Below are 24,443 nucleotides of genomic sequence, written 5' to 3' on the forward strand. Positions count from 1 at the left end.
AAACTCATGAAAAATATATATAGATTGGGCGTTTTGGCAGCTACTTTAGGGTTTTTGGCAACGTCCTGTACTGAGAATTTTGAAGAACTCAATAAAAACCCAAGGGAAATCACCCAAGAACAGCTCGAAGGGGATTTTCAACATGTGGGATCCAAATATAAGCCCGTGTTTGAAAGTATCTATATTTTCAATCCCGGATGGCAGTACCAACTTCAGCAGAACTTGAACGCGGATGCCTACGCAGGATATTTGACCCCTCCAAACCCTTTCCAGAACGGATCCAACAACACGACCTATAACTTGGTGAGCGGTTGGAACAATACCATCTGGTCCGTTCCTTACTCCAATGTCATGAACAATGTAAAAGACATTGAGAGTTTGACCCAAGGGGAATATCCTACCCTGTATGCGGTGTCCCTGATTTTGAAAGTGGAGGCCATGCATAGGGTTTCAGATGTTTTCGGTCCTATTGTATACACCAATTTTGGTGATTTGGATAACGCAGGGGTATATGACTCACAAGAAGAGGCCTATGATGCATTTTTTGCTGATTTGGATACCGCCGTGGATAATCTTATGGCGGATATCGATAGCCCAAGATTTTCGGCGTTCGACCTCGCTTACGGAGGGGATTATTCAAAGTGGGTTAGATTTGCCAACTCCTTGCGATTGAGATTGGCTATCCGAATTTCCAAAGTAGCCCCTGAAAAGGCCAAGTTGCAAGGTGAAAAGGCCTTGAGTCATCCTCTGGGTGTGATGGCCAGCAATGACGATGGATTCTTTGTGACCAGTACCAACAGCCATCCATTGGCCCAGATTGATAATTCTTGGGGGGATACCCGTATGAACGCATCCATGGAGTCCATTATGGGAGGGTATAACGATCCTCGAATCAGTGCTTATTTTTCGGAAGTGAACCCAGGGGATTCGGAAACCGAGCCCATTGTGCCCGGAACACTTAAAGGAATCAGGAATGGATTGCCCTTATTGGATGGATATGCAGATGCATCGGCCCAAAAGGCCGACTATGTGAGATTTGCGGTAATCAATGACGATTTGACCCAGTACACGGCACAACTAATGACGGCTGCTGAGGTAGCTTTCCTGAAAGCAGAAGCCGCTTTGAGGGGATGGAGTGGTGCTGGTGATGCCCAGGCCAATTATGAAATGGGAATTGCACTTTCTTTTGAACAGAGAGGCGTGGGCAGTGCGGACGATTATATATCGGACAATACTTCCGTACCTGCGGATTATGTGGATCCCGTATACCCGTCCAACAACATCAATGCCCTTACCGATGCAACCATTGCTTGGGATGGGGTCGATGACAATGAGACCAAATTGGAAAAGATCATCACTCAAAAATGGATAGCGGTATTCCCTGATGGACAAGAGGCGTGGAGCGAGTTCCGCCGTACGGGATACCCCAAAATTTTCCCGGTAGTGAGCAATCAAAGCCCCGGAACCATAGATACGGATATTCAAATACGAAGGATCCCTTTTGTGGATAGTGAACTTTCTACCAATGCCGAAGGTGTTGCCGGAGCCGTTTCCAAATTGGGCGGCCCCGACAATGGAGGCACTAGACTTTGGTGGGATACTGGCGCCCCTAACTTTTAGGGTTTACATGTTTAAGTTGAGTTAAGTTTGAAGCCGCGGGTGGGAAAGCCAGTTTTTCCACCCGCTTTTTTGCTTTATACCCTAAATAATGCAATTGGAATGCAAATGGATTCATAAGATATTAAGAGCTTTCAAAGAGTATTCTTTTTTTGAAGGCTTTCTTTTGAAAAAATAGCAATTGTTTGCAATTTAAACCCAAGGAAATCGAAAATTTAATAGCTTGCAGTATTATCTATATGAAGATTTTTTACTAAAAGTCACAAAAAAATATAGGGTTATTAAAGTTTCGTGCGTACTTATAATATGAGTGTAATAAACTTGGGGAATCTTTCAAAGGGATATAAGGCCAACGGAAACTGATATGCGGCTTAATTCAATAGACATTCTGAGGGCGTTGACCATGGTTTTTATGATATGGGTAAACGACTTTTGGACATTGGATAATGTGCCAAAATGGCTTTTGCATGCCAAGGCAAGTGAAGACTATTTGGGCTTTTCCGATATTATTTTTCCCTTGTTTCTTTTTATTGTGGGTCTCAGTATTCCTTTTGCGATCAAAAATCGATTGGAAAAAGGGGACACGCGTGCATCCATTGCAAAGCATATTTTGATAAGGTCATTTTCCCTACTTTTCATAGGGGTCTTCATGGTGAACTACGAAACCGCATTTAGTGAAGGCATGATGATTGGAAAATATCTTTGGTGTCTGTTGATGGCCCTTGCTGTATTTTTGATATGGACCCATTATAAAAGAAGCCCAATTCCTAAAAAATGGCATCTCCCACTTCAGGTTTTGGGGATGCTCATATTCTTGTTTTTGGCCTTGATCTACAAAGGAGGTGCTGCTGGAGAGCATTGGATGCGTCCACAATGGTGGGGTATTTTGGGATTGATTGGGTGGGCCTATTTGGCAAACGCCTTGATTTTTCTATATGCAAGGGGGAATTTTGCTATAATGATTGTAGTTTGGATTCTTTTCAATCTGCTTTCAGTGTTGGCCCAAACCGATTTCTCTTTGGAATTGAATGGTCCATTCAGATACTTCTCAACTTTGATCGGGGGTACTATACCCGGATTGACCTCGGCAGGGATTTTGGCTTCATTGATTTTTGAAAGATATGCCAAAATCAGCCTGAAGCAAGTGTATAGTATTCTTGCGGTTTTGGGGATTGTATGTCTTGTTTATGCATTGGGGACTCGCCCATTATGGGGAATCTCCAAGTTAAGGGCAACACCCTCATGGCTGGCCGTGTGCTCTGCCATGGGTTTTTTCCTTTTTGCCCTTCTGCACTTTATCGCAGATAAGAAGAAAATTACAAAATGGGCCAAGATCATCGCCCCGGCAGGAACGGCTACATTGACCTGCTATATGTTGCCGTATATTATTTACCCAATGCGAACATTTGTGGGCTTCACATTGCCAGATGTTCTGAACACCGGGGTAATAGGGCTTTTGGGTTCCATGGTATTTGCCCTGCTCGTAGTTGCGATTACGGGATGGTTGGAGAAGAAAGGAATTAAACTCAAGCTATAAAAACAGGATTATGGGGAGAAAAATAACATTGCTGATTTTGCTACTTGCCACCACCTTAGGTTTTGGTCAATCTTCATTTGCGGTGAGAGGCTTTTGTATAGCCGCCCCATCCAAGGACAAAGTAAACGATTTTGTAAAATTCATTGAAAATGAACTGGCTCCCGGTGGAATCAACACCCTTGTTCTGAGGGTCGATTACAATTATGCCTATGAGTCCAGGCCAGAGCTTAGGGATGAGAATCCGTTGAGCAAGGAAGATGTAAAGAAATTGCTTGCGGTGAGCAGAAAGCACAACATCAATTTGATTCCACAGGTCAATCTTTTGGGACACCAATCCTGGCATAGTGATTTGAGCAAACTTTTGGAGGCCTACCCAGATTTTGACGAGACCCCAAATGTAAAACTTCCGGAAACATACGAATGGCCCAATGCCGATAGACTTTATTGTAAAAGCTATTGTCCGTTGCATCCCAAAGTACATGATGTTGTTTTTGATATAGTGGATGAGATTATGGAGGTTTTCGAGGCCAACGCTTTTCATGCCGGTATGGATGAGGTGTTTTATCTGGCCCATCCAGATTGCCCGCGATGCCAAGGAAAGGATCCTGCCATGCTTTTTGCAGGGGAAGTGAACAAAATAAGCGATCATTTACAGAAGAATGGTAAAGAACTATGGATCTGGGGCGATCGTCTCATAGATGGAACGGATTCAGGAATAGGAATGTGGGAGGGAAGCTATAACGATACCGCCAGTGCAGTGGGGATGATTTCAAAATCCGTCGTCATTTGTGATTGGCATTATGAAAAGGCCATTCCCACACCAGCCTATTTTGCCATGAACGGATTGCAGGTTATTGCCTGTCCATGGCGTAGGCCCAATGTAGCAGAACAACAAGTGGAAATGATGCACTCCTTCAAAGAAAATTCAACCCCTGAAATGGCTGAAAAATATTTGGGGGTAATGCATACAGTGTGGTCATCCGCTGATTCATTTATGGAGAACTATTACAGTGAAAAACCGGATGAGGCCACCGCAGGAGTGGTAAATACCCTAAAAGCAATGATTGCCGCAACACAAGAGATAAAGAACTAAACTAAAACCAAACAATAGAGTAATACCCTTGACTAAAATGAGTAATTTTTTGAACCAAACTAGCCAATCAAACTTTAAATGCGCTAACCTAAGGCGTGTTTTTACGTATCCCTTACTTTGTATGATTGCCGCAATTTTTCTTGTACAATGTACCTCAAAGGACAATGGATTGCCCCCCGGAGACCCGGACAACGCAGGTCTTTTTGTCCCAGATGGATTTGAGGTTGTGGCCGTTGTGGACAGCTTGAAAGGAAGAGCCAGGCACCTTACCGTGAATACCAATGGCGATATTTACGTAAAGTTGAGATTCCCAAATGATGAAGGCGGGAATGCAGCACTTCGGGATACCGATAATGACGGTAAGGCCGATATCATTGAAACATTTGATGATTATATAGACCGCAGTAGTTACGGAACCGAAATGCGTATCCACAATGGATATCTATACTTCAGTTCGGTAACACGGATCTACAGACAAAAATTAACGGACCAATTGGTGCCCGATACCGAGCTGGAATTGATCTTGACGGACAGACAACCTCCAAGACAGCACGATACCAAGCCTATAGCCTTTGATAATGAAGGAAATTTGTATACCGTGTATGGCGCTCCCTCCGATGTTTGCCAAGTGGATGATAGATCACCATTGTCCCCGGGAATGTTCCCTTGTCCCATATTGGAAGATAGGGCTGGGGTTTGGAAGTTTGATGCCAACAAACTGAACCAGTTTCAGGAAGATGGGGAGAAATTTGCTACAGGTCTACGAAGCGTTGTGGGAATGGATTGGAACGACCAAGACAACAACTTATATGCCGTGGTGCACGGAAGGGATTATATGCATCCCACATGGCCAACCGAATTTACACCTTGGGAAGGTTCCGTATTGCCTTCGGAAGTATTTGTGAGGCTTAAGGATGGGGATGATGCCGGATGGCCATACCACTACTATGACCAAATCAAAGGAGACTATTTCCTTAATCCCGAATATGGTGGTGATGGCGAAAAACAAGGAGAGGATGTGGACAAATTGACCGATCCCGTTGTTGGGTTTCTTGGACATTTTGCACCCAACGATATTATGTTCTATGAAGGAGATCAATTCCCAGAGCGATATAAGAATGGGGCCTTTATAGCTTTTCATGGTTCTACCAGTAGTGCCCCATACCCGCAAACCGGCTACTTTATAGGTTTTGTTCCAATGGAAAATGGAATTCCAACAGGACCTTGGGAAGTATTTGCCGATGGTTTCGCAGAGCAGGAAATCATCAAGAACACCAGTGATGCAATGTACCGTCCCATGGGATTGGCAGTTGGGCCTGATGGTTCTTTATATGTGTCGGATTCCGAAAAAGGTAAGATTTGGAGAATCATGTACAAAGGGGATAAGGACGAATTTGGTGAAGCTGAACTGGCTGGGATGGAAGAGCGCAAAAGAACGGCTTCCAACATTAAAACCCCTGTTGAGTTTGAGGATATAGTTGTTCGGGATAAAGATGAAAAAAGCAAGTACAGTGATGAAAATATAGGTGAAGGTGGAAAGCTTTTCAATACCTATTGTTCGGTATGTCATCAACGAAATGGTTTGGGCAACGATCGTTTCCCTCCCTTGGACGATGCCGAGTGGATATTGGGTGATAAAACACGCTTGATCAATGTAGTGCTTCAAGGTCTTAGTGGAGAAATATTTGTACACGAAAAGTCCTATAACAACGTAATGCCCAAGTTGGACAGACTTACAGATGAGGAGATAGCGGGTATATTGACCTATGTGCGCGGAAATTTTGGAAACAAGGGCTCAAAAATAACCCCAGAAGAGGTGGCTAAAGTGAGAAAGGCGAACGAAACACCATAGGGATAACCAATTAAACCACTTTTTTTATGAAATCTGTATATCGTATAACAATGGCTATTAAGAATATGGGCGTTTGCAATTGCTTCCGTAACTTTAGGCTGATGACCGTATGCTTCGTGTTGCTGTCCACGGCATGCAAGCAAAAATCAAACAACCAGTCAACGTCCGAAGCACAGGAAAATAGCACTAAAGAAGAATCCACCTTGTATCAGAGCAGCGTTTTTACTGAACCATCAGGTTTTACCGGAGGAATAGAAGGACCTGCTGTTGACGCAAACGGTATTCTTTATGTGGTGAATTTTGAAAAGCAGGGTACCATTGGTCAAGTGGATGCTGCGGGGAATGCCTCCCTCTTTGTCACCCTTCCCGAAGGAAGTATTGGGAACGGCATTCGGTTTAACAGCAATGGGGATATGTTCATTGCGGATTATACCATGCATAATGTGCTAAAAGTGGATATGGATACCAAGGAAATCAGTGTTTATGCCCACAATGACGAACTGAACCAGCCCAATGATATCGCCATTATGGACAATGATATCATCTTTGCCAGCGATCCTGATTGGGCCAATTCAAAAGGACAGATTTGGAGAGTGGAAGAGGGGACCTTTACCTTGCTCGAAGGAGATATGGGAACCACCAACGGTATAGAGGTAAGCCCGGACAACAAAACACTTTATGTGAACGAATCCGTCCAACGCAATATATGGGCCTACGACCTTTCCCCCGAAGGGGAAATCAGCAACAAACGTTTGCTGACCAAATTTGAAGATTTTGGAATGGACGGTATGCGTACCGATGCGGATGGGAATTTGTATGTGACCCGTCACGGAAAAGGAACCATTGCCAAGATATCCACAACAAGTGGGGAAATCCTTGAAGAGATTCCTTTAACAGGTAAAAAAGCTTCCAATATTGCATTTGGCGGTGAGGAGGGAACCCAGGCATTCATTACCCTTCAGGATAATGGCAATGTGGAGACCTTCACTGTGGAGAGTCCAGGTAGGGCATTCCAAATGATAAAAGAAAGAAAAGAATAACATAATCTCATAATACAATGAAAATACATAAATTAAAGTACGCACTTATTGCTTTGGCAGTCTTATTCTGTTCAAAGGCCGTTCAAGCACAGGAATATGATTTGGTGATCAAGAACGGAACACTTATCGATGCCAAAAATGGCATTAACAAGAAAATGGATGTGGCCATTTCAGAAGGGAAAATTGCTGAGGTTGCCAGTAACATATCGGCCAAGAAGGGTAAGAAAGTTATCGACGCCCAAGATAAATTGGTTACTCCGGGACTTATAGACCTTCACGGACACGTTTTCTTCGGAACTGAAGAGAATTCAATGTACAGCGGAGGGTCGCACAGTGTTGCCCCTGATAACTTTACCTTCCGAAGTGGTGTGACCACCATCGTGGACGCCGGTAGTGCAGGATGGCGTAATTTTCAGGTTTTTAAGAAAAACGTGATCGATGAATCCAAGACTCGGGTATTGGCATTTTTGAACATTGTGGGCTCCGGTATGAAAGGTGGTGTGATCGAGCAGAACGTTAACGATATGGATCCAAAAATGACTGCCTTGACCGTAGGAAGATACAAGGAGTTGGTAGGGGTAAAGTTGGCCCACTATTCAGGATTCGAATGGACCCCAACAGAAAGAGCTGTTGAAGCGGGTAAATTGGCCGAAGTCCCCGTAATGATCGATTTTGGAGGAAGTAGACCTATGTTGTCCATAGAGACCCTGTTCATGGAAAAGTTAAGGCCAGGGGATATCTTCACACATGCCTATGCCTCATTGGGTAGCAGGGAGCGAGTGGTTGATGACCAAGGAAAAGTGAAGCCTTTTGTTTTTGAAGCCCAAAAAAGAGGGATTGTTTTTGATGTAGGCCATGGAGGAGGAAGCTTTGCTTTTTCACAAGCAGTTCCTTCCATGCAGCAAGGATTTAAACCCAATTCCATCAGTACAGACCTGCACATAGGAAGTATGAACGGTGGTATGAAGGATATGACGAACATCATGTCCAAATTTTTGAACATGGACATGTCCGTAGCGGAAGTAATTGCCATTTCCACATGGAACCCTGCCCAATACATCAAGAGGACCGATTTGGGGCATTTGAGTGTTGGTGCCATTGCCGATGTGGCCATTCTTAGCATTGAAAAAGGAGAATTTGGCTTTGTGGACACCAAGAATGAAAAGATGATGGGAGATCAAAAGTTTCAGTGCGAGGTTACCCTGAAGGACGGTAGGGTAGTGTATGACCTTAACGGATTGTCCAGCAAAGAATGGGACAAATAAAAATGACCAAACTAAAACAAACTAATACTTAAAAACATGAGCATGAAACGAAGGGAAATAATCAAACAATTGGGCGTTGTTCCTGTAGCGGGAAGCCTAATGGCCAGCCAATCAATGCTTGGTGGTACATTGGGAAGTGTTACAGGTCCATTGATGACCAAGTCATCCAAAGGCCCCAGTATTTATGAATCCTTGGGGATAGACACCATTATAAACTGTAGAGGCACCTTTACCATATTGGGGGGCTCCACAGAACGTCCCGAGGTGATAGAGGCCATAGAAGCCGCGTCTGGGTACTTTGTACAATACGATGAGTTGGCCGAAGGGATTGGCCGTCGTTTAGCGGAAATCACCAAGGCGGATTGGGGAATGGTCTCCGCAGGTTGCGCCGCAGGCATGAAACACGTTACAGCTGCCTGTGTGACCGGTGGAAACCCAGAAAAACTGATCAGAATACCCCATATTGATGATTTTGAGAAGAACGAAGTCATCATCCCAAGAAGTTCACGAAACTACTACGATCACGCTATCCGAAATATTGGGGTAAAAGTGATCACCGTGGATTCGCCCGAAGAAATGCGGGAGGCCATTAACCCAAGAACGGCCATGATCTATATCATGACCGGGGATGACAATGAAACAGGAAAACCACTTTCATTGGAAGTGATCAGTGAAATTGCCAAGCCAAAGAACATTCCGGTCTTGGCCGATGCGGCCGCGGAAGATTTAAGCATCCCTTGCGTTCACTTGGAGCGTGGTGCCACCGTGGTTGCCTATAGTGGAGGAAAGGCCATTTGTGGACCACAGTGTGCAGGATTGTTATTGGGAGACAAAGACCTTCTTATGGCAGCATGGCAGGCCAGTTCGCCACACCATGGACCTGGAAGGGACAACAAAGTAGGAAAAGAGGAGATGTTGGGAATGTTGGCCGCAGTTGAGGCTTGGACGACCAGAGATCACGATAAGGAGTGGCAGACCTGGTTGGGTTGGTTGGATGAGATTTCTTCCAAGTTGACCAAAATTGATGGAATCACTTCAGAAGTGACCTTGCCCAAAGGCTTGAACAACAGGACCCCTAGGTTAATCTTGAAATGGGACCCGGACAAACTTCACATTACTGGGGAGGAAGTGGCCGAGGAAGTAGCCCGTAACAAACCAAGGATAGCCATTGGAGGTTGGAGTAGGGGAGACAGTACTTCCATCACCATCACCCCAAGCCAGATGCGTCCTGGAAATGCAAAAGTGGTTGCGGACAGATTGTATGATTTCCTTTCGCAAAAGAGAGAGCCAATTTCTGATGAAATGGCAGCACCAAGTGAGGATATCTCTGGTCATTGGGAAGCAGACGTAAAATACTTTACAAGCAATAGTACCCATAAATTTTATTTGGAGCAGGATGGTAACTGGATATCAGGTACGCACACCAGTGAAAATGGCAGTCAGGATATGATCGGTATGATCGAAGGGGACGAAGTGGTACTCCGAAGCAGTTTTAGGATTCCAGGAAATGGTGTCAATTTTTGGTTCATTGGTAAGATTTCCAATGGAGAGCTGAGCGGTTCCGTATTCCTTGGGGAATATTTAACAGCCAAGTTTTCTGCCAAAAAGGTATCTTACAGGCAAAATCGTAAAAAATTGAATGTACCGGGAGGCCCACCATTGGCTACCTAGTCTTCAAAAAAATGTATACAATAGAAAAATAAACAAACCTTAAATCATTTTTAAACATTGTAATATGGAAAATCAAACATCAAGAAGATCATCTTTCAAACGAATTGGAGTAGGATTGGCAGCTCTATTTGGAGTTGGGGCAACTGCTGCGGCAAAAGCCATGACCGGTGGGGAAAAAGCCAAAAAGGAAATAGTTGGAGATATTGTGACCGACCAAGATGTTCCTTTGTTCTCTGGAGCCGTAAAACATGGAAACACTTTGTATATTGCTGGTAAAGGGGCTCACGTTGAACCTTTCGAAATAAAAGCACATACCAAAATTGTATTGGACAACATCCAAAAGGAATTGGAAAAGAACGGTTCCTCCATGGATAAAGTGCTAAAAGTGAATGTATATTTGGCGGATCTTAACGATTACCACGCCATGAATGAAGTGTACCGTGGACGTTTCGGTAAAAACCCTCCTGTAAGAACTACTGTCGCTACCTATGGTGGTGTTCCTGGGGATTCCTTGGTGGAGATTGATTGTATAGCTGCTTTGGACTAAACAAATAGTACAAACGATTAACTTAAACATGATGAAACATATGTTCAAACTGAACATTGCCATAGTATTTTTATTTTTTATCTCAATAGGTCTGAAAGGTCAGACAATCCCAAAACAGGAGTTGATTTTCTTGACTTCGGAATGGAAGGGTGAACGTTTTGATGACGGACGTCCACGGATTCCGGATGGCCTTTTGGAACGTGCTAAAAAAATTGGCATAGACGACGCTTGGACCGTACTCAATAACGAGGGGTATACCAACCAGTTCGAAGGGAATTGGAAAATGATCCATGACGATGTTCCAGTAGTGGGCCGTGCGCTAACGGCCATGTATATGCCAAGCCGACCCGATGTTGAAACTAACATCAAAGCGCGTGGACATGCCGAGGGCAGAAAAGGGAATACCAATTCCTGGCCCATCGAAATGCTTTCCCAAGGTGACGTTTATGTTGCGGATGGCTTCGGTAAAATTGATGCCGGTACGCTCATGGGAGCTACCTTGGCCACTTCAATTTTCAGCAAGTCTGGCAATGGTGTGGTCTTCAACGGGAGTGCAAGGGATTTGGAAACTGTCAAGGAATTGGAAGGTTTCAATGCTTTTGTACGGGATTTCCATCCTTCCTTTTTGGAGGAAATGGTGACCATGGGACTCAATGTGCCCATCCGCATGGGAGCTGCCATAGTACTTCCCGGTGATTTGGTGATTGCCAAACAAGAAGGTGTCCTTTTTGTGCCCGCCCATTTGGCCGAACAAGTTGTGGCCACTGCAGAGTTTGTGGCCCTAAAGGATGTATTCGGTTTTGAGATGATAAAAACCAAAAAATACACCACAGGTGAAATTGATAGCCAATGGACTGATAAGATCAAAAATGATTTTATCACATGGCTAAAAGGAAAACCTGAACTTGGCAAAATGACCAGGGAAGAACTGGACAAGGTCTTGAGCAAAAGGACCTGGTAGAGAAGATAAAAGACTAATAAACATTTATGACTGTAAAAAATAGTACGGCCATTGCCCTTTCGGCAATGGCCCTGTTGCTATCCCTAGCTTCCTGCGGGGATGCCAAACAGAAACCGGAAGAGACAACAACAGTGGTTGAATCCGCAGCCCCTGCGCCTAAAGTATCGGACGTGGAAGCTGTGGTTTTGGAATTTAACAAGGCATTGGAAAATCCAACCCGTGAAGTGTTGGAAAAGCTTTGTTCAGATAAAATGACCTATGGCCATTCCAGCGGATTGGTACAGGACAAAGAAACCTTTATCGATGATGTGCTCAATGGCCCCTTCGATTTTCAATCAGTGACCGGACCAGAGCAGAGCATAACCTTATCGGGCAATACCGCAGTGGTACGGAACATCTTTTTGGCCAGTGCCACCAAAGATGGTGAACCCTTGGAAATCAAGATAGGGAACATGCAGATTTATGAACTCTCCGAAAACGGGGAATGGCAATTATTGGCCAGACAGGCCTTTAAATTATAGCCAAAGGTTCCCAAAGGGAACAACAACTGTACATAAGAATAACCAAAACAAACTTGACTTTTGAAAAAATTAAATAAACACTCAATTTCCTTGGGGATTTCCCTGCTTTTGCTGGTTATTGCCATAGGCATGGCCGCAACGGGTAATTTACCTAGTGCAGGTCTCGTGATCATTGGCGTATTTGTTTTTTGCGCCTATGGTTTCAGCGGGTACGAATCTTTGAATGGCAATGTGTTCACGGCCTTGATATTTGCCGGGGTAACATTGGCATTGTACTATCCCCAATATTTCACTTATATAGGAGACTTCAAGCTAACAGGATTGATCATTCCTCTGATCCAGATAATCATGTTTGGTATGGGAACCTCCATGAGCGTCAACGATTTTGTGGGAATCATTAAAACTCCAAAAGGGGTTTTGGTGGGGGTAACCGCCCAATTGGCCATTATGCCGGTTATGGGTTTCCTGTTGGCCACAATCAGTGATTTTCCACCTGAGATTGCCGCGGGTATTGTATTGATCGGCTGTTCGCCCAGTGGGGTGGCATCCAATGTAATGGCCTATTTGGCCAAAGCAAATTTGGCACTTTCCATTACTATTACATCCATAGCTACACTTTTGGCCCCATTTGTAACTCCTTTGTTGATGAAATTATTGGCAGGGGAATTCATCGAAATAGATGTATTGGGTATGATGTGGAGCATTGTTAAAATGATCATCTTGCCCATTGGGGCTGGTTTGTTGTTCAACAAACTAAGAGGCGATGGAGCCAAATGGTTGGATAAGGCCATGCCCATAATTTCCATGTTGGGTATAGGATTGATCATTGTGGTGATCACTGCTGCCGGAAGGGACAGTCTATTGGATATAGGTGGTGTGCTGATGCTATTGGTATTGGTGCATAACCTTTTTGGATATACCTTGGGCTATTGGTTCGCACGACTTGTGGGCATGTCCGAGAGGGATTCCAGAACCATATCCATAGAAGTGGGAATGCAGAATGGCGGACTGGCTTCGGGTATTGCAAACTCCTTGGGCAAAATTGCCACCATGGGACTTGCACCTGCCGTATTTGGTCCGTTAATGAACATCACGGGATCTATATTGGCCTCGTACTGGCACAAAAGACTTCCGGAAGGTGAAGAAGTTGAGGAAGATAAAGAGTAAGAAATCAGATTAAATTAAACAATAACAAACAAATAATACGATTAGTAGAAGGAATGAAAAGAGTTGTGACATTTGGTGAAATTATGCTGCGATTGGCCCCTGAAGGGTTTTTAAGGTTTTCGCAAGCAAGTAGTTTTGATGTGGTGTATGGTGGAGGAGAGTCCAATGTGGCCGTTTCCTTGGCCAATTATGGGGTGCCCGTGGATTTTGTGACACGGCTTCCCAAAAACGATATAGGGGAATGTGCCCTTATGGAGATGCGAAAAAGAGGCGTTGGCACCGAGCATATTGTGTTTGGTGGAGACCGTCTTGGGATTTACTTCTTGGAAACCGGAGCGGTGAGCAGGGGAAGTAAAGTGGTCTATGACCGTGCCCATTCGGCCATGGCCGAGATTACCAAAGGCATGGTGGATTGGGATGCTGTTTTTGAAGGAGCCGAATGGTTTCACTGGACAGGTATTACCCCCGCTATTTCCCAAGGAGCTGCCGATGCTTGTATTGAAGCCGTTAAAGCCGCAAAAAAATTGGGACTAACGGTTTCCACAGACTTGAACTACAGAGCAAAACTTTGGAAGTACTGCGACGATGCCAAGCGTGAGGAAATCATGTCCGAACTGACCTCATATTGCGATGTTGTACTGGGCAACGAGGAAGATGCCGAGAAGCACTTTGGAATCAAACCAGAAGGATTGGACATCACTACCCAGGGCGAACATGTAAAGGCCGAAGCCTTTTTGTCGGTTTGTAAGCAAATGATGGAGCGTTTCCCCAATGCCAAAAAAGTAATCACTACCCTAAGGGGATCAATATCTGCCTCGCACAACACGTGGGCAGGAGTTTTGTACGACGGAAAAACCATGTACAAATCCAGTGAGTATCAGATTACCCATATTGTGGACCGCGTAGGGGGTGGGGATTCGTTTATGGGAGGTCTTATTTATGGACTCCTTAAGTATCCTGAAGATGATCAGAACGCATTGGACTTTGCGGTAGCGGCTTCTTGCCTTAAACATACTATTAAAGGAGATGCGAACTTGGTAACCGTAGATGAAGTGGAAAAACTCATGGGAGGAGATGCTTCCGGACGAGTTGCGCGATAATTAATATTTAGAATAGAAGATATATGGCAAGGTACAGTAGATTGGAAGTAGCACAGGTCATGCAGGAAACCGGCATGGTCCCGTTGTTCTATCACCCAGATGTGGAACTTGGAAAAAAAGTGCTCAAAGCCTGTTATGATGGAGGCGCACGTTTATTGGAATTCACGGCCCGTGGCGATTTTGCTTACGAGGTCTTTTCAGAACTCAACAAGTACGCTTTGGCCGAACTCCCGGGTATGATTATGGGAGTGGGGTCTATTACGGATGCAGCGGCAGCTTCACTTTTTATACAGATGGGGGCAAACTTTATTGTGACCCCATCATTGCGAGAGGACATTGCAGTAACCTGTAACCGTAGAAAAATAATGTATTCACCAGGCTGTGGAAGTCTAACGGAGATCAACCGGGCTGAAGAGCTTGGTGTGGAAATCATTAAACTGTTCCCGGGATCAACCTATGGCCCCGGCTTCGTGAAGGCCATAAAGGGACCACAACCTTGGACCAGCATTATGCCTACCGGAGGGGTAAGTACGGAAACCGACAATCTGAAAGCATGGTTTGTTTCTGGGGTCACTTGCGTGGGCATGGGATCTCAGCTGATAAGCAAACAAATTTTGGCGAACCAAGATTATGCCGGACTGGAAGCATTGGTCAGTGATACCTTAAAGAACATCAAGGAAATCCGGAACGGACTCTGAATTTAGGGATAAGCTTACTATAAGTCTGTAAGGCCAATAGCAAAGAATTTTGTTATTGGCTTTCTTTTTGAATAACATTTAGCGTTTGAAAACATTGGGAACCCTGGGTAATCAACCGTAGTATTCAGGGGCAGGAATAATCCCAGGAAAACCCTATATTGAACAGAAATTAATCTATACATACAATGATGAAAACAGATTTAAAATCAGCCAAAGGTATTCTATCTACGTTTTTTGTGCTGTTTTTAGCGGTAACCGTAAATGCCCAAGAGAACTTTGGGGGGTTGGCCCTGTATACGGTCAGGGATAATATGGGAGATGATGCCAAGGCTACCTTGGAGAAGGTAAAGGAGGCAGGCTACGCCTATGTTGAGGCCGCTGGTTACAATGATGGGAAGTACTATGGAATGGCTCCTGAGGATTTTAAGGTGTATTTGAATGGTCTGGGGCTACAGCCCGTAAGTACCCATCAAGCCTCGGCTACTTTGGATAATATTGACACTGAACTGGCAGCTGCAAAAAAAGCTGGATTTGAGTACTTTGTCATTCCAATACCTCCAATGGGACTCTTCACGTATAACTCGGAGACCAAGAGTATGGGAATGAAAGGTCCTATATCCGATTTGGCTGAAATACTTACCCAAATGGGCAAAAAGTGCCAGGCCGTTGGTTTAAAGTTATTGTACCATAACCACGATTTTGAATACAAAGTAAATGAAGAGGGTATTGTACCCATTGACTATCTTTTGGAGCATACAGACCCAAAATATGTAAACTTTCAAATGGACCTGTATTGGGTGACCAAGGCCGGTGCCGACCCCCTTGCCTATTTTGAAAAATACCCAGGTCGATTTAAGGCATGGCATGTCAAGGATATGGATAAAGAGGGAAAGTTTGCCCCAGTCGGTGAAGGTACCATCGATTTTAAACGGATTTTGGCTCAAAAAGAAGCTTCAGGGATGATGAAATATTTTGTGGAACAGGATATGACCTGGGACAAAAAACCCATGGAAGTCATAAAAATAAGCCATGAAGGACTGAAAGAAATAGGCTTTCATTAGAGAATTGGCAGAAATGGGGGTGAAGGGTATAAGAAATCAAAAAAATATTTTTTACAACCGAAGACATTAGTATCTTTGCACCCGCAAACTTAGGTCGCGTAGCTCAGCTGGATAGAGCATCTGCCTTCTAAGCAGACGGTCGAAGGTTCGAATCCTTCCGCGATCACCGCCAGAAGCCCCTGTATTTACGGGGGTTTTGTTTTTTTAACACTTTCCGTTTTTGCGTCCATGTTCTAAAAACCGTACTTTTTCGGCAACTTTTCCGAAACAATTTCGAAACCACTATGAACATCACAATCAAACTGGACAAATCAAAAAGAGCGTCGAACAACCAAGGCCATCCCGTAATAGTCTATATCACTGCAAATTACGGAGAAAAAAAGATAAGAACCGAGTATAGGGCCAAAAAAAACGAGTGGAACGAAAAACTGTCAGAACCCACCAAAAAACACTCGGATTACATAAACCTCCATAGGTACATCACAAAATTGAAGTCAAGGATAAACGATGTGATATACGAGTCCACCAAAAAAAGATTGAGCATACAGGATTCCGTGGATATGTTGTTTCGGAAAAACAGCGATAGATTCTATGACCTCGCAAAAGAGGGATTACCAAAGTTCTCCACCAAAATGAGCGCCCTGAATTCATTCAATGAGTTTGCACCCAATATCCGAATGGACGAGCTGGATATGAAACTTGCCAAAAAATACGTGGCGCAAAGAATCAAAAAGCATTCCCCTGGAGGCGTGGATTCATATAGACGTTCGTTAAAAGCCCTGTGGAACACACTCAGCACAGAGCCCAACCCGTTCAAGTTCCCCATCAGCATTCCCGACAAAGAACAACGTGTAGCCACCACGAAGGATTTAAAGAAAATGAAAAAGGCCAAACTAGAGGGGATGGCAGCTTTTTATCGTGACTGTTGGCTTTTGATGTTCTACTTAGGAGGGATAGATTTGGAGGTATTGGCAAGATTGAAGAAAGACAATATAGTAGGGGATAGGGTAAATTTCAACAGGTCAAAAGGAAATTCGGAAACGTTCTGCTCGAATATCATACTTCCAGAGGCCCAAAAGATAATCGACAAATACATGGAAGATTATTTTGTCCCCATCCACAAATACAATTACAGGGAGTTCAGGAGCAACTTTTCAAGGCGTTTTAAGGAGGTTTGCAAGAAAATGGCCCTTACGGCACAGTTGACCCCTAAAAACGTAAGACATACGTTCATAGATAGGGCACAGCAGCTTTTAATCGATGAAAGGGTAACAGCACAGATAGTAGGGCATAAGATACGTACAACTACAAGTATATACACAAATGAGTTTCCCAGAAGTGTTCAGGACGAGGCCCATGCTAAGATAATAGCTCTTTAAAGTGGTATTCGAGTACGGATGACAATTCGAACTTAAGGTTTCGTTTGGAATCATCCACTATGAAAAGTTCCCTGTTGAGACGAATCCACCTTTCTGACTTTCCGATAATACGTGCGGCCCTAGAACTGGAAACGAACATCTTTTCCATTCTGACCCTATGAAGTGGCGGTATGTCCGTGGTGAACTTCATCCTCTTTCTGTTATTGTCTTTTTAAACCTCTAGTTTTTGAGGAATATTTCTTTCTTTTTTCCTATCCCTGTATTCCCATTTGTATTTTAACAATGGGTTTATAGCATTTCCTTTAAGATCATATCTATCCTTGCTCACAGATATTTTAAGGAACTTTCTCATTCCCTCACGCTCTATGTTTGAGCATCTATGTATCACAAATTGATCTAACCGCAAAAGTGAATTGTCAGGATAGGTTTCTATTTTTTCCTCATCGGCCTGTTCGTCCATTTCCTTCATGGATAAATGGTCATCCAATGTTAAATTGAACTTTGAGAAATTAAAAACTGTAGGCTTGCAATCACTCCATATATAGTTGATGTCGTCTGTTAAAAACCCATCTGAATGGTATCCCTTCCTGTTAAACGAACAACCTTTAGATTCATACATATATTTAGCGGTTAGATACACATAGCTTTTGTGGAATCTTTCAAGTCCATAGTCTGCAACAAAATCACAAAGGGCAGCGCCAATCAATTCCGAGAATGGCTTTAATCGCTGCTCCAAAACAGGCTCTACCATGCCTTGTAGCTTTATAGGTAGATATTGATAAAACATCATTTCATTTATGTCAACATCAAATAAACCTATGTATTTTGGGAGTTTTCCGTATTTCATGATGCAATATTTTCAAATACATATAATCCTAGTTCCTGCATAATAAACAGTTTACAAAACCCTAAATATTGCAAATGTTCAATAGGAGTTTCTATAGGCTGACCTGTCTTGTAGAATTCTAAAAACCTTGTTTCGGTTTCAATCTCAATTTCTTCGGAAACATCCACTATGGCCCATAAGAAGAATTTTCCATCGACATCATCAACTCTTATTATTTGTGCCGATATAGGAAGTTCTATTTCCTGCTTTTCTTTGATGCATAGTTCGTATTTGAATATCTTTTTCATATCAAAAAAACCTTTTCATTTTCCTTAATTTCCTCTGCCACTTCACATCCAAGACCAATCCTACCATGAGATATGTCTCGAATCTGTATCCTTCCTTTAAAATATCCTTTGAATCCCTATAAGCCCCATCGAGTGCCACCATCAGCCACACCCCTTCGTCCAATCTAAACTGGTTTTCAATCGTTGCCACGGGATGTATGTCGTAGTCGTCAAAGTTGTAACCGCCACCCACTCCCAAATCAAGTCTATACCCTTTCTGTTCTATCCTGTTCTTCAAAAGGAGTTCTACGGTATAGTAGTTGTCAAGGTTCATTGTGGTGCTTCTAAAGTTCCCAGTTATCCCCATTTGGGATTCAAAGATTTGGGTATAGCCCACTTCCCATGCCATTGTGTTGCCATCCCTTCTTTCCGATACATCGACCACCCCACCTGTGATATGGAACTGGCAGAACCCAATGAAAGGGAACACCATCAATATGTATATAAGGGTTTTCATCACTATTCCTTTATTGGTTCTTATTGTTCTTCCATAGTATCCTAGCGGCCCATATGACAACTGTTACTATTACAGTTAAGAGTATTATCCTTTCCATTTTAAAGTGCCTTTTCTATGGCTTGTTCGTTTAAGCTTATCCAAGACCCAATAACATCTGCATAACCATCAAATCTTGTGTTCTCAAGTCTTTCTGACTCATACAGAATGTTTTTCTTTAAAATATTCAAGTCGATGTTAATCTGCTGTAAAGCCTCCAATAAGTCTGGTGCTGCCTCTATTAACTTCGCGTTGGCTTCAAGTTCCTCAATTGTTGCCATACCTTTTGATTCGTTAATTCTGTAACAGCTTCTTCCAGAGCTATCATTTTCGTATTTTGATACCTCCCAGTCTTTGGTTCCCTTAAATTCCTTTTTTATGGTTTCCATTGTATTGTTGTTTTTAGTTCCAAATTCGTTCGGGTATCCAAAATCCCTGTTTTCTTCTGGCGCCATGTCGTGAAATGAGACTGCTTGACCGTGCGCCCTTGTCTTATCGCTTGGGGAGTACGTTACGGAAAAGTCGGCCCTTGCTGCATCATCATTTCTAAGGTCATTTACTTGCCCATCAACTTTCTTTGCAAAACTTCTTGCATTCCTTTCGCTTGTGAAAAATCTTCTTCTTGGCATGATATGTGGTTTTAATTGTTCCAAAAATATTCGCACCTGTCCTCACCTTCATTGGGTGAAAAATCAGCGTATGACTGCCTATATTTATTAGGTTTTACCATATACCTGTAACACTTCATTTTGCTAGGGCAGTTTTCATTTGCGCATTTGCTTATGTCAGGCATGGTGTTATTTTAAAAAGGTTTTTAATACCCTATTTCTTTGGCAATTGCGTGATGAGTAGTATCATCCCCGACATAATTGTTGTAAGCAGCCTCTGATTCATATTTAAAAGCTCTGTTATGGAATCCGTCATTCCTGTACCAAATCTCAATTACTTGAACATAATAGCGCCCACTACGATCCATTATTTTCCATGCCTTTTTTTTGTCAAATGCCGTTGGGCCTGTGTTCCAAAAACGGCCTTTAGCTGGAACAGGAATAGCCCTACTCCCGAGCGCCATTATTGTTTGGTGAACATTCTCAAAATCTTTTGAAATTGGATTTACCCATTGAAAACTTATTTTTTCCATGATATTCAGTTTTATGTTTTACTTCTTTAAAAATCAAATTCTTATACCCTATCGGTGGCAATCTTGTATTGCTCTCTTGTTTTGCACCTGTACGGGTGTATTTATCTTTTCTGTTAAAAAAATTGGAGCGGGCAAGGTTCGATTCTTGCATTCTCCGGCTTAAAAGGCCGGGCCTTACTTTTCGCTTTTTAGCGCTTAGGCCACCACTCCAATAAAAAACCCCTTACCAAAGGGCGGCAAGGGGCAAAACCAATTAAACTAACCAAATACTACTATGAAAAACTTTTCCTCATTACAATCCCGCCTAACGGCCCCTTTTAGGATTGATTCTGATGCTAATGTACAATAATGTACAATACAATCCAAATAAAAATGTAAAAAAGTTTGTATATAAAGTATAATAATGTACATTTGTTTTGTCGTTGGATGAGAGCGATGGGAAAATACTACGGTGTGCGGGTCACACGAAATAGAAAGCCCCTGACAATCTCATCCATTGTTAAGGGGCTTTTTTAATACCCTTCATTTATTGTACATCGGTAAACGGATGATGGTCTAGGACTGCTATGGGGATGTAGCGGATGTTTTTTCTTTCCCTTAAATCTGGATAGCCTGACTGTGTGAATCCAGAGCCATACAAACGGATACCTCGTATGCTTTGAAGGTGTGGGAAGGCAGGTCATTTTTTTTAGGGGAGGGGGTTTTTTGACTTGCTTTCCCCACCTTCCAGCCATTTCCTGAGCAATGAAGTTAACGCCCTAGCGGGCTAAGGAGTACGTGAAACAGTAATATTGATAATATGGATGAATTAACAATTTACACAGATGGGGGATGTTCCCCGAACCCAGGGAAAGGGGCTTGGTCAATAGTGATAAGTGAAATTGAACACTATAGGGGCCAAAAAAAAATGACCACGAACAACGAAATGGAACTACTGGCAATAAGAAATGCCATTCTTTACAGGAACAAATACCACCCACAAAAAAAACTCGTGGTAGTGAGTGATTCCAAATATTGTGTGGACGGTTTTAATTCATGGATGCATAATTGGCAAAAAAAAGGCTGGAAAAAGAAAAAAGGGCCGATTGCCAACTTAGGGATATGGAAAGAGGTTTTTGACCTAAAGGACAATACCGAACTAAAATGGACAAAGGGCCATGCCGGACAAAGATTAAATGAACTAGCCGATGAACTGGCAACATATAAAGAAGCTGTGTAATGGGAAGGTTGACACAAATGGTTGAATTCTTGAACGCAAGCCCAAAAGAACTACAGGAACAGAAAGCCTCCGGGCTTTATACGCACTTTGATATAGGGGATAAGGAAATGGAAGTAAGGAGGGACTACAGAAAATCAATTAAATAAAACATATCTTGTAGTCCAAACCAAAAACCAAAAAACATGAAATCAAAAGGACAATTGAAATTTGAGGAAGACAGGAAAGATTTATCCGACAGGGAAATACAGATGGAAATATTGTATGCCTGTTACATAGGATATAAGACCGCTGAAAGGACTAGACAGAATACCTCGAAATTGATAAACCTTATCGTTCTAGGTATTATTTTCTCCATTATCATATCTTTTACATTGGTAATGATGGGGTAAAATTGACAAATGTCAAGAATTGCACGAAAACCGCACATTTTTTAAGGTTTTTATGCAATGTTCTAAAGAAAAAGTAGTGTATATTGTAAGGCTTTCAACGTTGATAAAACCTTGATAAGTTCCCTCCAAAACAACACTCAAAACATTGATTATGAGGTAATTTAATAGTGTATAACGTTAAATTATCTTAAGATGAAAAAAGTACTTTTTGCCCTTTTTGTGGGCGTATTGACAATGGGAGCGTTGGCCTCATGCACTAATGACCAAGACGATGACAAATTCGATTTTCTGGCAACGGACAAGGATAAACAGGAATGCACTGGTTGCGACAACGGTGACAATTAACATTATCCTTATCGGCATAAGCCGTTTTACTTACATTGTGGTGGACAAGTTCTTTGATTCCGAAGGCCCATACCTTGGTTTCAGGTGGTTGTCCACCGCTTTTTGGAACACCGGCGTTGAAATATTCACCATCAACATTGGATTCCTAATGTACTATGGTACGCTTTTTATGGAAAAGGAAGTGGTCAAGATGTTTAGGCGGGTGGCGTTTTTCTTAGTCGCAATAGGTTTCTTTTTCCTATCCTGGATTTTATTTGACGACACAGGAATAACCAACACATTGGAAATATACTTCTCCATCGCAACGGGGCTTTTCTCCGCAAAGATCGCAATGGAAATGTATAAATTCATATTGGCCTACCTAAAGGGCCTTAAAGTGTCCGTAAGGGAACTTATCCAAGTCATTGCCCTGAACATCCCTGAAAAGTATTTGGACACGAAATCGATAGAGGTATATCAAGAAGAAGTGGTTTGGCCCACATTAAAAAAGGTGAGCGATGAATTCTAAAAATGAAATTGATAAAAAAGAGGTACTTGATAAATTAAGGGACAATGGCCTTTTAAAGGATTCTGTCAGGGACGAACTGTACGACCTTATCGTAGACAACGATAAAAAGGAACTGGAAAAGGCAAAGAACAGATTCAATAAAAGCTTTGAAGATTTAAAGCGGATGGGGATGGTCAGTAAGCTTGGCCCAATATGATCATTCCTGCTTTTTCTTTTCTATAATCTCTTGGGCAATATCATATCCCTTTATATATACCTTCCTATGGAAATCCTCAAATGTCATGAACTCGTCAAAATTCTTCACGACGAACGGCATAACTGATTCCACCGTATAAGTATCACCACTTTTGGCCATTTTCTTAAGTTCTTCTTTTGGCCTAGAAAGCATACTCCGTATAAAATCAACCCTTGATTCCGGAATATCACCTCCCTTGAGGTAATTATATATGGTCTGGCGACTACAAGCTAGAACTATCATAGCCTCTTTCTTGGTCAATCCGCTTTTAGCAAACAATTCCCTAAACTCCTTTTTATCCATTATTGGACGTTATAAATGTTAAAATTTGCAACAAATGTACATATTTATTTGTAAGTGTACAATATTGTACATATATTTACACTGTTGTTTTATTACAGTAACATTCAAAGATATGAATACAGTAGCACAAATCACAGAAAAAGAAGTAACGGGGCTGGAGTTTCCGCAAATGGAAATAGAGCTTGACCATTTCGACAATGTAAAGGACGGGACCGAATATCAACTTCATGCAGATGTATACGACATCGACTACGGGGACTATATGGTAAGGTGTTTTGGGTTCAAGTTGGATGCAATGAACGACGAGAGGCCAGATTTTTCGGTGGAGAGATTGGAGTTATGGGGATTGGAGGACGAAATCGAATTGACAAATGAACAGGCCTATATGATAGAGCAAAAAGTAAGGAAATCACTAAACGCCAAATAAGATGGAAGCCATAGAATTTTTCAACGAAAGGATAAACGAGCTTAACGAGGACATCCAATACTATAAAGAGAGTATTGATGCCGAGAAGCGTACCGTAAACTCCACAAACGGGCATATCAAGATTTTTTACATAAAGAGCCTTGAGAAGAACCTACAGGGGTGTTACAGGCAAATAGGTTTTTACCGTCAGGCCATAAACGCCATGAAAGAACCAAAAGTAACAGAAGCGGCATGATACCCTTAAAGATTGAAACGGTGAACGGAAGGGTAGAGGTAACGTGCGACAAGGAAAAATTGGAGCAAAAGAACTACCAAGAGAAAACAATACTGATGATAAAGGAGCTATGACACGAAGGGAAAAGGAGAAATCGATATGGAGAAAGGTAGGGAAGTTGAAGAACAAAGCGGCCTATTGTAATGATGCAATGGCCTATTTGGAAGAGCAGGGATTCAATGCAATGGACGGTTTTTCCTTTTACACCAACTACATCTGTAGGAAGAGATTGCCCAACGAAAAAATCAAAATCGACTTTTTATATGACTTCACAAAAGACTACACCGAGAGTACAATCGGTGGTAAAACCGAAACGGAAAAAGAACTTGGTAAAGTGGATGCACAATAACCAATTCGGAGTGATACACACATCATTGAACTTCGGAACAGTGATAGCAATAGAATCAGAAACCATTAAAAATCTGTG

Annotated in this window: 30 protein-coding genes and 2 tRNA genes; 24 read left to right on the plus strand and 8 right to left on the minus strand. The window is 42.5% G+C overall.

Annotated elements, in window-relative coordinates:
• Window positions 1–6: 6 nt before the first annotated feature.
• The 16 genes from ACPD8L_RS01330 (at window position 7) to ACPD8L_RS01405 (ending at window position 17,509) form a co-directional block, all read left to right on the plus strand.
• On the plus strand, window positions 7–1,620 hold the full coding sequence (locus ACPD8L_RS01330) for a RagB/SusD family nutrient uptake outer membrane protein (protein WP_421809178.1): 1,614 nt from the start codon (window positions 7–9) through the stop codon (window positions 1,618–1,620).
• Window positions 1,621–1,981: 361 nt separating this feature from the next.
• On the plus strand, window positions 1,982–3,154 hold the full coding sequence (locus ACPD8L_RS01335) for a heparan-alpha-glucosaminide N-acetyltransferase domain-containing protein (protein ID WP_421809179.1): 1,173 nt from the start codon (window positions 1,982–1,984) through the stop codon (window positions 3,152–3,154).
• Window positions 3,155–3,164: 10 nt separating this feature from the next.
• On the plus strand, window positions 3,165–4,247 hold the full coding sequence (locus ACPD8L_RS01340) for a family 20 glycosylhydrolase (RefSeq protein WP_116219077.1): 1,083 nt from the start codon (window positions 3,165–3,167) through the stop codon (window positions 4,245–4,247).
• Window positions 4,248–4,368: 121 nt separating this feature from the next.
• The gene (locus tag ACPD8L_RS01345) at window positions 4,369–6,099 is read left to right on the plus strand and encodes a PQQ-dependent sugar dehydrogenase (RefSeq protein WP_293299974.1); all 1,731 of its coding nucleotides are present in this window, start codon (window positions 4,369–4,371) and stop codon (window positions 6,097–6,099) included.
• 101 nt (window positions 6,100–6,200) lie between these two features.
• Entirely contained in the window at window positions 6,201–7,139 is a 939-nt protein-coding gene (locus ACPD8L_RS01350) for an SMP-30/gluconolactonase/LRE family protein (RefSeq protein ID WP_421809182.1), read from the plus strand.
• A gap of 17 nt (window positions 7,140–7,156) precedes the next feature.
• A complete protein-coding gene (locus ACPD8L_RS01355; RefSeq protein WP_116219074.1) occupies window positions 7,157–8,404 on the plus strand; it encodes an amidohydrolase/deacetylase family metallohydrolase in 1,248 nt (415 codons plus the stop codon).
• A 42-nt stretch (window positions 8,405–8,446) separates the two neighbouring features.
• Complete coding sequence (locus tag ACPD8L_RS01360) at window positions 8,447–10,075, plus strand: aminotransferase class V-fold PLP-dependent enzyme (protein WP_116219346.1); 1,629 nt, start codon at window positions 8,447–8,449, stop codon at window positions 10,073–10,075.
• A 64-nt stretch (window positions 10,076–10,139) separates the two neighbouring features.
• Entirely contained in the window at window positions 10,140–10,622 is a 483-nt protein-coding gene (locus tag ACPD8L_RS01365; protein ID WP_116219073.1) for a RidA family protein, read from the plus strand.
• A 40-nt stretch (window positions 10,623–10,662) separates the two neighbouring features.
• Complete coding sequence (locus tag ACPD8L_RS01370; RefSeq protein WP_423941381.1) at window positions 10,663–11,583, plus strand: RraA family protein; 921 nt, start codon at window positions 10,663–10,665, stop codon at window positions 11,581–11,583.
• Window positions 11,584–11,609: 26 nt separating this feature from the next.
• Complete coding sequence (locus ACPD8L_RS01375; RefSeq protein ID WP_116219072.1) at window positions 11,610–12,104, plus strand: nuclear transport factor 2 family protein; 495 nt, start codon at window positions 11,610–11,612, stop codon at window positions 12,102–12,104.
• 60 nt (window positions 12,105–12,164) lie between these two features.
• A complete protein-coding gene (locus ACPD8L_RS01380) occupies window positions 12,165–13,271 on the plus strand; it encodes a bile acid:sodium symporter family protein (protein ID WP_423941383.1) in 1,107 nt (368 codons plus the stop codon).
• Window positions 13,272–13,324: 53 nt separating this feature from the next.
• Window positions 13,325–14,371: a PfkB family carbohydrate kinase gene (locus ACPD8L_RS01385; protein WP_421809185.1), complete on the plus strand. Its 1,047-nt coding sequence runs from the start codon at window positions 13,325–13,327 to the stop codon at window positions 14,369–14,371.
• A 23-nt stretch (window positions 14,372–14,394) separates the two neighbouring features.
• Complete coding sequence (locus tag ACPD8L_RS01390) at window positions 14,395–15,069, plus strand: bifunctional 4-hydroxy-2-oxoglutarate aldolase/2-dehydro-3-deoxy-phosphogluconate aldolase (protein ID WP_423941385.1); 675 nt, start codon at window positions 14,395–14,397, stop codon at window positions 15,067–15,069.
• A 188-nt stretch (window positions 15,070–15,257) separates the two neighbouring features.
• A complete protein-coding gene (locus tag ACPD8L_RS01395) occupies window positions 15,258–16,130 on the plus strand; it encodes a sugar phosphate isomerase/epimerase family protein (RefSeq protein ID WP_423941387.1) in 873 nt (290 codons plus the stop codon).
• Window positions 16,131–16,222: 92 nt separating this feature from the next.
• Window positions 16,223–16,296, plus strand: a tRNA-Arg gene (locus tag ACPD8L_RS01400).
• A gap of 118 nt (window positions 16,297–16,414) precedes the next feature.
• Window positions 16,415–17,509 (plus strand): tyrosine-type recombinase/integrase, encoded by a 1,095-nt coding sequence (locus tag ACPD8L_RS01405; RefSeq protein ID WP_423941389.1) that lies wholly within the window; start codon window positions 16,415–16,417, stop codon window positions 17,507–17,509.
• Here ACPD8L_RS01405 and ACPD8L_RS01410 read toward each other — a convergent pair.
• The 7 genes from ACPD8L_RS01410 to ACPD8L_RS01440 form a co-directional block, all read right to left on the minus strand.
• A complete protein-coding gene (locus ACPD8L_RS01410) occupies window positions 17,490–17,699 on the minus strand; it encodes a hypothetical protein (protein ID WP_423941391.1) in 210 nt (69 codons plus the stop codon). The genes ACPD8L_RS01405 and ACPD8L_RS01410 overlap by 20 nt on opposite strands.
• A 21-nt stretch (window positions 17,700–17,720) precedes the next feature.
• A complete protein-coding gene (locus ACPD8L_RS01415; RefSeq protein ID WP_423941393.1) occupies window positions 17,721–18,356 on the minus strand; it encodes a hypothetical protein in 636 nt (211 codons plus the stop codon).
• Window positions 18,353–18,643, minus strand: a complete 291-nt coding sequence (locus ACPD8L_RS01420) for a DUF7352 domain-containing protein (RefSeq protein WP_423941394.1) — start codon at window positions 18,641–18,643, stop codon at window positions 18,353–18,355. The genes ACPD8L_RS01415 and ACPD8L_RS01420 overlap by 4 nt, the downstream gene beginning before the upstream one ends.
• Window position 18,644: 1 nt before the next feature.
• Window positions 18,645–19,139: a hypothetical protein gene (locus tag ACPD8L_RS01425; protein ID WP_423941395.1), complete on the minus strand. Its 495-nt coding sequence runs from the start codon at window positions 19,137–19,139 to the stop codon at window positions 18,645–18,647.
• Between the two features lie 98 nt (window positions 19,140–19,237).
• Window positions 19,238–19,804 (minus strand): hypothetical protein, encoded by a 567-nt coding sequence (locus ACPD8L_RS01430; protein WP_423941397.1) that lies wholly within the window; start codon window positions 19,802–19,804, stop codon window positions 19,238–19,240.
• A gap of 185 nt (window positions 19,805–19,989) precedes the next feature.
• The gene (locus tag ACPD8L_RS01435; RefSeq protein WP_423941398.1) at window positions 19,990–20,316 is read right to left on the minus strand and encodes a hypothetical protein; all 327 of its coding nucleotides are present in this window, start codon (window positions 20,314–20,316) and stop codon (window positions 19,990–19,992) included.
• A 123-nt stretch (window positions 20,317–20,439) separates the two neighbouring features.
• Window positions 20,440–20,526, minus strand: a tRNA-Lys gene (locus ACPD8L_RS01440).
• 589 nt (window positions 20,527–21,115) lie between these two features.
• Between ACPD8L_RS01440 and ACPD8L_RS01445 the strand changes: the two genes are divergently transcribed.
• From ACPD8L_RS01445 to ACPD8L_RS01465, 5 genes are all read left to right on the plus strand, one after another.
• Window positions 21,116–21,535 (plus strand): ribonuclease H family protein, encoded by a 420-nt coding sequence (locus tag ACPD8L_RS01445; RefSeq protein ID WP_423941399.1) that lies wholly within the window; start codon window positions 21,116–21,118, stop codon window positions 21,533–21,535.
• A gap of 182 nt (window positions 21,536–21,717) precedes the next feature.
• Window positions 21,718–21,924: a hypothetical protein gene (locus tag ACPD8L_RS01450; protein ID WP_423941400.1), complete on the plus strand. Its 207-nt coding sequence runs from the start codon at window positions 21,718–21,720 to the stop codon at window positions 21,922–21,924.
• 192 nt (window positions 21,925–22,116) lie between these two features.
• A complete protein-coding gene (locus ACPD8L_RS01455; protein ID WP_423941402.1) occupies window positions 22,117–22,269 on the plus strand; it encodes a hypothetical protein in 153 nt (50 codons plus the stop codon).
• Window positions 22,259–22,777: a hypothetical protein gene (locus tag ACPD8L_RS01460; protein ID WP_423941404.1), complete on the plus strand. Its 519-nt coding sequence runs from the start codon at window positions 22,259–22,261 to the stop codon at window positions 22,775–22,777. Before ACPD8L_RS01455 ends, ACPD8L_RS01460 begins: the two co-directional genes overlap by 11 nt.
• Window positions 22,767–22,973 carry a hypothetical protein gene (locus ACPD8L_RS01465; protein WP_423941405.1) on the plus strand — a complete coding sequence of 69 codons (207 nt, stop codon included), beginning with the start codon at window positions 22,767–22,769 and terminating at the stop codon, window positions 22,971–22,973. The genes ACPD8L_RS01460 and ACPD8L_RS01465 overlap by 11 nt, the downstream gene beginning before the upstream one ends.
• Here ACPD8L_RS01465 and ACPD8L_RS01470 read toward each other — a convergent pair whose 3' ends face one another.
• Window positions 22,974–23,315 (minus strand): hypothetical protein, encoded by a 342-nt coding sequence (locus ACPD8L_RS01470; protein ID WP_423941407.1) that lies wholly within the window; start codon window positions 23,313–23,315, stop codon window positions 22,974–22,976. It abuts the gene before it with no gap.
• Window positions 23,316–23,427: 112 nt separating this feature from the next.
• Between ACPD8L_RS01470 and ACPD8L_RS01475 the strand changes: the two genes are divergently transcribed.
• The 3 genes from ACPD8L_RS01475 to ACPD8L_RS01485 all read left to right on the plus strand — a co-directional run bounded on the left by ACPD8L_RS01475 (window position 23,428) and on the right by ACPD8L_RS01485 (window position 24,365).
• Window positions 23,428–23,742, plus strand: coding sequence for a hypothetical protein (locus ACPD8L_RS01475; RefSeq protein ID WP_423941408.1), 315 nt, complete (start codon window positions 23,428–23,430; stop codon window positions 23,740–23,742).
• 1 nt (window position 23,743) lies between these two features.
• A complete protein-coding gene (locus ACPD8L_RS01480) occupies window positions 23,744–23,977 on the plus strand; it encodes a hypothetical protein (RefSeq protein ID WP_423941410.1) in 234 nt (77 codons plus the stop codon).
• Window positions 23,978–24,086: 109 nt separating this feature from the next.
• Window positions 24,087–24,365, plus strand: a complete 279-nt coding sequence (locus tag ACPD8L_RS01485; protein WP_423941411.1) for a hypothetical protein — start codon at window positions 24,087–24,089, stop codon at window positions 24,363–24,365.
• The last annotated feature ends 78 nt before the right edge of the window (window positions 24,366–24,443 follow it).

This window comes from Flagellimonas algicida, from assembly GCF_049629585.1.
Lineage (GTDB): Bacteria > Bacteroidota > Bacteroidia > Flavobacteriales > Flavobacteriaceae > Flagellimonas.